The following is an 8,546-nucleotide window of genomic DNA, read 5'->3' as shown; positions in this document are numbered from 1 at the left end:
ATCTCGGTGATCCGATACGAATCGACTAAAATCGAAAATTTAATTGCACTTTCATTTTAAGGAGATCCTCATACAAGGGCTATTTTTATGCTTGTCTGATTTTATCTAGCACCACGGGTTTATCATCGTCATCTTTGCTACTCTCTTCTTTGTTGCCGGTTTTTCCGAAACGATTCACGTCGCTGAAGCCATCGGAGCCTTACTGCTCGGGCTTGTCTTTTCGGAGACGGAACACCGTGATCGAATCGCACATTTAGTTGTTCCATTCCGTGACTTCTTTGGAGCTATTTTTTTCTTTAGTTTCGGTTTGAGTATTGAACCGTCAACCTTAATTCATGTGTTTTGGTTATCATTAGGGGCCGTTATCGTCACTCTAATAGCAAATATCGTCGCAGGGATGATCGCTGGGAGAAGGGCTGGATTGTCCTACAAAGCCTCTACAAACATTGGTTTGACGATCACTGCGCGTGGGGAATTTTCCATTATTGTTGCGAATCTGGGGATTACAGCGGGGTTAAACCCTATATTAACTCCTTTTACCGCACTTTACGTTCTCATGCTCGCGATATTGGGGCCGCTCTTTGCCAAAGAAAGTAAAAGTATATATAAACTACTCAATAAAGTATTTAAATGGGATAAGAAGGTAATAAAAGAGAAGCAGAAGGAACGACTGGAAACTGCGGAAAAATAATAGCATCTGCAACGCCTTCTTTACCATTCGCTTACTTCAGATCCATCTCTTATTTGCTTCCCCCCCGAGTGGACGCTCAGTTACCGGACAAGCGGCAACTCAGGGACGTATTCATGCAACCGATCGGTCTAAAAGATGTTTACATTCCAAAAGAAGACCTCTCTATGCAAATACTGTAGACTCCGTTTCTTCTCTTCCCTCTATCCAAAAAGAAAAGGAACACCGGGGTCACTCCCAGTGTTCCTTGTTTTTTATAGGGATTACATCATTCCGCCCATGTCAGGCATGCCTGGGTTGCCGCCTTTGTTTTCTTCTGGTTTGTCAGCGACAACTGCTTCTGTTGTTAAGAACATAGCGGCAACAGAAGCTGCGTTTTGAAGTGCGGAACGAGTTACTTTCGTTGGGTCTACGATACCAGCTTCAATCATGTCTACCCATTCACCAGTAGCCGCGTTGAAGCCGATGCCAGGTTTTTCTGTTTTTAAGCGTTCAACAATGACAGAGCCTTCCAAACCAGCGTTTTGCGCGATTTGGCGAACTGGCTCTTCAATTGCGCGAAGAACGATTTTCACACCAGTTGCTTCATCGCCTTCTGCTTCAATCGCAGCAACTTTATTGTATACGTTCATTAATGCTGTACCACCGCCGGCTACGATACCTTCTTCCACAGCGGCACGAGTAGAGTTGAGCGCGTCTTCGATGCGTAATTTGCGTTCTTTCAATTCTGTTTCTGTAGCTGCACCAACTTTGATTACCGCTACGCCGCCAGCTAATTTTGCTAGACGTTCTTGCAATTTTTCACGATCGAATTCAGAAGTTGTTTCTTCTAATTGCGCACGAATTTGGTTGATGCGAGCTTTAATGCGTTCAGAGTCGCCAGCGCCATCTACAATTGTTGTATTTTCTTTTGTTACAACAACTTTTGAAGCGCGGCCAAGTGATGCGATTGTTGTAGATTTTAAGTCACGTCCTAGTTCTTCGGAGATAACTTCACCGCCAGTTAAGATTGCGATGTCTTCAAGCATTGCTTTACGACGATCACCGAAGCCAGGAGCTTTAACTGCTACGGCAGTGAATGTACCGCGAAGTTTGTTCACTACTAATGTCGCAAGTGCTTCGCCTTCGACATCTTCTGCGATGATTAATAATGGTTTGCCTTGTTGAACTACTTGTTCTAAGATAGGCAAGATGTCTTGGATGTTAGAGATTTTTTTGTCTGTGATTAAGATATATGGATTTTCAAGCACTGCTTCCATTTTTTCTGTATCTGTGATCATGTATGGAGATACATAACCACGGTCAAATTGCATACCTTCCACAACATCTAATTCTGTTGTGAAGCCTTTTGATTCTTCTAATGTGATAACACCGTCGTTACCAACGCGTTCCATTGCTTCTGCGATTAATTGGCCAACTTCTTCGTCAGCTGCAGAGATAGCCGCAACTTGAGCAATCGATTCTTTTCCTTTGATTGGTTTGGAGATTGCTTTTAATTCTTCTACTGCCACAGCGACCGCTTTTTCAATACCTTTACGGATGCCCATTGGGTTAGCGCCAGCTGTAACGTTTTTCAATCCTTCGCGGATCATTGCTTGCGCTAAAACTGTTGCCGTTGTTGTACCGTCCCCAGCAACATCGTTTGTTTTGCTTGCAACTTCAGCAACAAGCTTCGCACCCATGTTTTCAAATGGATCTTCTAATTCGATTTCTTTCGCGATCGTTACACCGTCATTCGTAATTAATGGAGAACCGAATTTTTTCTCTAATACAACGTTACGGCCTTTTGGACCTAACGTTACTTTTACCGCATCAGCTAATTTGTCCACACCACGTAACATCGCACGACGAGCTTCTTCGCTGAATTTAATTTCTTTTGCCATACCCCGTTACCTCCTTATGAAATAGAATCGTTAAGTATTTTGTTAAGTATTATTTTTGCATATCTATGTTATCAACGCTATATTAACCAATAACAGCTAAAATATCGCTTTCACGTAAAATTAAGTATTCTTTGCCATCATATTTTACTTCTGTACCAGCATATTTCGAGAAGATAATACGATCGCCAACTTCTACTTCTGGAGCTACACGTTCACCGCTGTCAAGCACGCGACCTTTACCAACAGCAACAACTCTGCCTTCTTGTGGCTTTTCTTTCGCAGTGTCTGGCAATACGATGCCGCTTGCAGTTTTTTCTTCTGTTTCAATCACTTCAATGACAACGCGATCACCTAATGGCTTTAACACGGAAAACAACCTCCTTGATAATAATTTTTGCCGTTCTTATTAGCACTCGTCTTAACTGAGTGCTAACACACTTATAATATTAATGAACTTCTCTTTTTTTTGCAAGTGGGAAACACCAAAAAATAATATGTTTTTTCTCGTTTCCTGCCCTTTTTAATTATTTCACATTTCCACAAACCTAAACAACAATCCATTCTTTTTTTGTCATTTTTTATAGAAGATGTGCTACAATACGGGAAGTATCACTATATTATTTTATCGGCAAAGGGGTAAGTTTCATTGAAACGACGCTACTGGTATGTCATTATTACGTATGTCATCATGCTGCTATCAGGTATTGCAGGGGTCCCATTGTTGCATTTTCTCGGTGTTGGAAAACACGCAAAAAATGACTTTGTGGCAACAGAGATCGCCTCTGGCTATTGGGCGGTGATCAGCTTTTCCATCGCCTTTCTCATCATTCTCTTTTTCTTGCGTGAAGATATAAAACAGCGGCACACCCGTTATAGCGTTCCGTTATCTACGGCATGGATGTGGGCCATTGGCGGCGTCTTTTTAGCCTTGTTTGCCCAAAGCATTGCCGCCAATATTGAATGGCGCTTGCTCGGCATCGAGCCCGGTTCAGAAAATACCAAACGAATTGTCGAGATGATTCGAGTCACCCCATTATTGATGGTCGTTACTTCTATCATCGGACCGATTTTAGAAGAAATTATTTTTCGCAAAATTATTTTCGGAACACTATATCAAAAATATAATTTCTTCATTTCCGCACTAGTTAGTTCTCTTTTATTTGCGGTTGTCCATATGGAATTGGAACACTTGCTGCTGTATGCGACAATGGGATTTACCTTCGCGTTTCTTTACGCGAAAACAAAGCGTATTTTCGTTCCGATTTTTGCCCACGTCACTATGAATACGTTCGTCGTATTAATACAAACGATATTTGCAGATGAGATAGAAAAAATGATGCGGCAAACAGAACAGATACAACTCATTATTGGAGGCTTTTAGTACGATGAAAAGGTCACCATTACAATTCGCTTTTTTCTATTTCCTTATGGGCATCTTATTCACTTACTTGTCGATTCAAAGTGCGGATGAAACCATTTGGAATTTTTTCACGATCGTTCTTGCGATAATAGCTACGCTTGATTTTGGAACTGCGATACGTCTGTTAGTACTTTACTTTAAAAAATGAACCTCCCGCCGCATTCACGGGAGGTTTTCTTGTTCCGTCTGCGCCAATAGCGCTTTGCGATAAGCTATTTTCGAAATCCAAATGCTCACTTCATATAAAATCGAAAGCGGAATCATAACAATGACTTGTGACAGCACATCTGGCGGCGTAATGACCGCCGCTAAAATCAATAATGCTAAATAAGCATATTTGCGCACCTTTATTAATAGCATCGGTGTAATCAAGCCAAGCCTTGTTAAAAACATCACAACTACCGGCAGCTGAAATACAATTCCAAATGGCAAGATCAGATGAAGCAAAAATTCAAAGTATTCATTAATCCCTATCACCTGATGAATACCGAGACGGGACGCTAAATTTTGCATAAAACGAACGACGAAAGGAAATAAGATGAAATACGCAAAACTAATGCCAGCTAAAAAGAGAAAGATCGAAATCGGAATGTAGCTTAATGTGATTCTTCGTTCCTTTTCATACAGCCCGGGACTGACAAACGCCCAAATTTGATAAAGCAGAACTGGTGCGGTAAGAATAAACGCAATCACAAACGCAAATTGAAAATAAATTTTTATTGGGTCTGTTAAACGAAAGGCGTTCATCGTTAGTTCTTTCGCTTCGTCTGTTCGTTGCAAATATAAAATGACGGGCTCCACGAAAAAGAAACTAGCAATAAGGGCAATGACAAAAAACACAAGAACAATAATAAGTCGCTTTCGTAATTCTCCCAGGTGTTCATACACCGACATTTCTTTATCGTCCATACTTCAATCATCCTAACAAATCATAATTGGTCTGGCTTTTTTTCATCCTCGTCTGTTAATCCTTTAGTGGCATCCTTAAATTCCCGCAGCGATTGACCGAGCGATTTGCCCAGCTCCGGAAGTTTTTTCGTTCCAAACAATAATAAAATAACAAGCACAATTAACAAATATTTCACTTTTTATTCTCTCCTTTATCGGCCGGATAATTTTTTAAGAAATAGACTAATGATTGCAATTCAACCGCTAAATCAATATGATGGACACGAATATGTTTCGGTACGTTCAATCGAGCGGGTGTAAAGTTTAAAATTCCTTTAATCCCTTTTTGAACGAGACGGTCCGTAATCCATTGAGCGGCAGGAGCCGGTACGGTCAAAATCGCAACAGGAATTCCTTCGTGAAGGCGATTTTCCAATTCATCCAAATGATATACTGGCACACCGCCAACTTCTTTTCCTACTTTCTTTTGATCGACATCAAATGCCATCACAATTTTTGTATTATTATTTTTTGTAAAATTATAATTTAAAAACGCTGTCCCTAAGTTCCCGACTCCAAATAACGCCACTTCGGTAATTTCATCTTGATCAAGCGTCTTGCGAAAAAAAGATAATAAATAATTGACATTATATCCGTATCCTTTTTTGCCAAGCGCACCGAAATAGGAAAAATCACGACGAATGGTCGCGGGATCAACTTTTACTGCCTCACTTAATTCCGCAGAAGAAACTCGTTGTTTTCCTGAAGCATGTAAATTTTTCAAAAAGCGGTAATATAGTGGCAAACGTTTTGCAGTTGCTTGCGGAATTTTTGGTTGTTCATTGTTCATTCGCAAATCCCCCAACACTACTGTTTTCTCGTTGATAATGGCCTGATTTCCCACCTGATTTTTCCACTAAATAGGTTGGGCCAATCACCATCCCTTTGTCTAGCGCCTTACACATATCATACACGGTCAGTGCACAAACAGAAGCAGCCGTCAGCGCTTCCATCTCCACACCTGTACTTCCTTTTGTTTTTACCGTTACGGTGATCAGCAATTGGTAAAGCGCTTTTTCTTCCTCGACATGCCATGCAAATTGGATGTCGACACCTTTTAACATAAGAGGGTGGCACATTGGAATTAAATCAGACGTTTTTTTTGCGGCCATAATGCCGGCTACTTGCGCAACAGCAAGCACATCCCCTTTTTCAATCATGCGATTTGTCATTTTCTCGTAAATTTCTTTATTTACGGTCACGCTCGTTTGTGCTACCGCTACTCGAATGGTATCCTCTTTTTCCGTAATATCGACCATTTTTGCACGGCCTTGTTCATTAAAATGCGTAAATGATGACACGCATATCTCCTCCATTTATAAACTATACACTATTTTTGGGCATCTGTCTTTTATCGTTTTGTTTTATTGCGATAAGAAAACAAATTACGCTACACTATTATTGTTAAACGAGAGGTGAACAACAATGATTATTTTGCAAGTCAATCAACTGACAAAATATTTCGGTGCTGACCTTATTTTATCGAATATAAAATTAGAAATACAATCCAAAGATAGGATTGCGCTCGTCGGAAGAAACGGAGCAGGAAAATCGACACTGTTAAAAATTATTGCTGGTGAGATGTCTTACGATAGTGGAGAAATCATCAAACCAAAAGAAGTATCGATCGGATATCTTGCTCAAGATAGCGGTCTACACTCCTCTTTATCCATTTGGGAAGAAATGATGACAGTATTTGCTCCTCTAAAAACAATAGAAAAACAATTGCGCCAGATGGAGCTGCAAATGGGAGACCCTGATCTAATCGCCGATTCTTCCCGCTATGAAAAATTATTGAAAGATTATGATGCATTGCAAGAACGCTATAAAGAACAAGGCGGTTATCAATACGAAGCGGATATTCGTTCGATTTTACACGGCTTACAATTTGCGAAATATGACTATATGACGACTCCCGTTCAATCGTTAAGCGGCGGACAACGAACTCGTCTGGCGCTTGGAAAACTGCTTTTAATGAAGCCTGATTTGCTTATTTTGGACGAACCGACAAACCATTTAGACCTTGAAACATTAACATGGCTCGAACAATACTTGCAAACATATCCTGGCGCTATTCTTATCGTATCCCACGACCGCTACTTTCTTGATAAAGTTGTCACCCAAGTATATGAGCTGTCACGGACAACATTGAAACGATACACAGGAAATTATAGCCGTTACTTAGAACAAAAAGCAGCCGAATATGAACGAGAACGAAAACTGTATGAAAAACAACAAGAAGAAATCGCAAAACTCCAAGACTTTATTCAACGCAATATTGCCCGTGCCTCCACAACAAGACGTGCACAAAGCCGGCGGAAACAGTTGGAAAAAATGAAGATAATAGAAAAACCAGTAGGAGATGAAAAATCTGCTTCCTTTTCTTTTGACATCGAGCGACAAAGCGGAAATGACGTATCAATCGCTGAAGATGTCGCAGTCGGATATGATGAGAACAAGCCGCTCATTCGCAACATTCGTTTCCGCATCACGCGCGGTGAAAGCATCGCCTTGGTCGGACCAAACGGAATCGGAAAGTCAACGTTGTTAAAAGCGATTGTAAACAAACTTCCGCTGCAATCAGGACATTTCCGTTACGGTTCGAACGTGCAAATCGGCTATTACGACCAAAACCAGGCCGATTTGTCCTCGAATAAGCGCGTGCTCGATGAACTTTGGGATGAATACCCTGACAAAACGGAAAAAGAAATCCGCACCGTGCTCGGAAGTTTCTTATTCTCTGGAGACGATGTATTAAAACCTGTATCGGCCTTAAGCGGCGGTGAAAAAGCGAGACTGGCGCTTGCCAAACTAATGATGCAAAAAGCCAATTTCCTTATTTTAGACGAACCGACAAACCATCTTGATTTAGACAGTAAAGAAGTGCTCGAAAACGCCTTAATCGAATATCCCGGAACTATTTTATTCGTTTCTCACGACCGCTATTTTATTAATCGAATTGCCACGAAAGTATATGAGCTTTCTAGTGACGGAATTACCGAGTATTTAGGCGATTATGACTACTATGTCGCAAAAAAGGCGGAAATGCTGGAGCTAGAACGTCTCGCTTCCGAGAAACAAACAGGCCGTTCTCATGAAGAGGCATCATCGAAACTTAGCTACGAACAGGAAAAAGAGGCGAAAAAACTAGAACGACAGCGCAAGCGGCGCATTGAAGAAATTGAAACAGAAATTAGCGAATTAGAACAGCAAATCGCATACATCGACGAACAATTATGCGATCCAGAAATTTATCAAGACCATGAGAAAGTACAAAAATTAACAAAAGAGAGTGACGAAATGAAGGGAAAATTAGAAAAATTACTAGAAGAATGGGAAACACTTCATACATTACAATAATAATTGCGAAAAAACATCCACGGTTGTGCATACCCGTGGATGTTTTTTAGTTAGTCACATACCCACAAACTTATCCCCAATTTTTTTCCCACAATTTAAGTTATTCACGGATTTTTCCACATTATCCACAAAAAAAGCCGTTTTTATATGAAAAAATTTGTGGTTATTTCATCCCTAGTGAACTACCCCCACTTAATTTTCTAGCGAAAATTTGAAGTGGGGGCTTCCAAAGAAGTTTGACTGCTTC

General features: G+C 40.6%; 9 protein-coding genes and 1 pseudogene. 4 read left to right on the top strand and 6 right to left on the bottom strand.

What is annotated here, in order from left to right:
• Window positions 1-118: 118 nt before the first annotated feature.
• A pseudogene (locus DCC82_RS03725) lies at window positions 119-691 on the top strand (cation:proton antiporter); the annotation flags it as partial.
• A gap of 260 nt (window positions 692-951) precedes the next feature.
• Here the strand turns inward: DCC82_RS03725 and groL are convergent.
• Together groL and groES are read right to left on the bottom strand one after the other, a co-directional pair.
• Complete coding sequence (gene groL / locus DCC82_RS03720; RefSeq protein WP_012748981.1) at window positions 952-2,571, bottom strand: chaperonin GroEL; 1,620 nt, start codon at window positions 2,569-2,571, stop codon at window positions 952-954.
• Window positions 2,572-2,653: 82 nt separating this feature from the next.
• Window positions 2,654-2,938, bottom strand: coding sequence for a co-chaperone GroES (gene groES, locus DCC82_RS03715; RefSeq protein ID WP_043903404.1), 285 nt, complete (start codon window positions 2,936-2,938; stop codon window positions 2,654-2,656).
• A gap of 279 nt (window positions 2,939-3,217) precedes the next feature.
• Between groES and DCC82_RS03710 the strand changes: the two genes are divergently transcribed.
• Window positions 3,218-3,952 (top strand): CPBP family intramembrane glutamic endopeptidase, encoded by a 735-nt coding sequence (locus tag DCC82_RS03710; RefSeq protein ID WP_097354042.1) that lies wholly within the window; start codon window positions 3,218-3,220, stop codon window positions 3,950-3,952.
• A 4-nt stretch (window positions 3,953-3,956) separates the two neighbouring features.
• On the top strand, window positions 3,957-4,139 hold the full coding sequence (locus tag DCC82_RS03705; protein ID WP_012748978.1) for a YdiK family protein: 183 nt from the start codon (window positions 3,957-3,959) through the stop codon (window positions 4,137-4,139).
• 14 nt (window positions 4,140-4,153) lie between these two features.
• On the opposite strand, the gene tatC is transcribed toward DCC82_RS03705, so the two are convergent.
• The 4 genes from tatC to moaC are packed head-to-tail and all read right to left on the bottom strand — an operon-like array spanning window position 4,154 to window position 6,240.
• Complete coding sequence (gene tatC, locus DCC82_RS03700) at window positions 4,154-4,900, bottom strand: twin-arginine translocase subunit TatC (RefSeq protein WP_097354041.1); 747 nt, start codon at window positions 4,898-4,900, stop codon at window positions 4,154-4,156.
• Window positions 4,901-4,920: 20 nt separating this feature from the next.
• The gene (locus DCC82_RS03695; protein WP_012748976.1) at window positions 4,921-5,076 is read right to left on the bottom strand and encodes a twin-arginine translocase TatA/TatE family subunit; all 156 of its coding nucleotides are present in this window, start codon (window positions 5,074-5,076) and stop codon (window positions 4,921-4,923) included.
• The gene (locus DCC82_RS03690; RefSeq protein ID WP_062677489.1) at window positions 5,073-5,729 is read right to left on the bottom strand and encodes a redox-sensing transcriptional repressor Rex; all 657 of its coding nucleotides are present in this window, start codon (window positions 5,727-5,729) and stop codon (window positions 5,073-5,075) included. The genes DCC82_RS03695 and DCC82_RS03690 overlap by 4 nt, the downstream gene beginning before the upstream one ends.
• On the bottom strand, window positions 5,719-6,240 hold the full coding sequence (gene moaC / locus DCC82_RS03685) for a cyclic pyranopterin monophosphate synthase MoaC (RefSeq protein WP_012748974.1): 522 nt from the start codon (window positions 6,238-6,240) through the stop codon (window positions 5,719-5,721). Before moaC ends, DCC82_RS03690 begins: the two co-directional genes overlap by 11 nt.
• Window positions 6,241-6,364: 124 nt before the next feature.
• On the opposite strand from moaC, the gene DCC82_RS03680 reads away from it, so the two are divergent.
• Window positions 6,365-8,299, top strand: a complete 1,935-nt coding sequence (locus tag DCC82_RS03680; protein ID WP_097354040.1) for an ABC-F family ATP-binding cassette domain-containing protein — start codon at window positions 6,365-6,367, stop codon at window positions 8,297-8,299.
• Window positions 8,300-8,546 lie beyond the last annotated feature (247 nt).

Source organism: Geobacillus sp. LYN3 (assembly GCF_003064505.1).
GTDB lineage: Bacteria > Bacillota > Bacilli > Bacillales > Anoxybacillaceae > Parageobacillus_B > Parageobacillus_B toebii.
The sequence above is the reverse complement of the archived record's forward strand: the minus strand, read 5'-3'. Positions and strand labels throughout refer to the sequence as shown.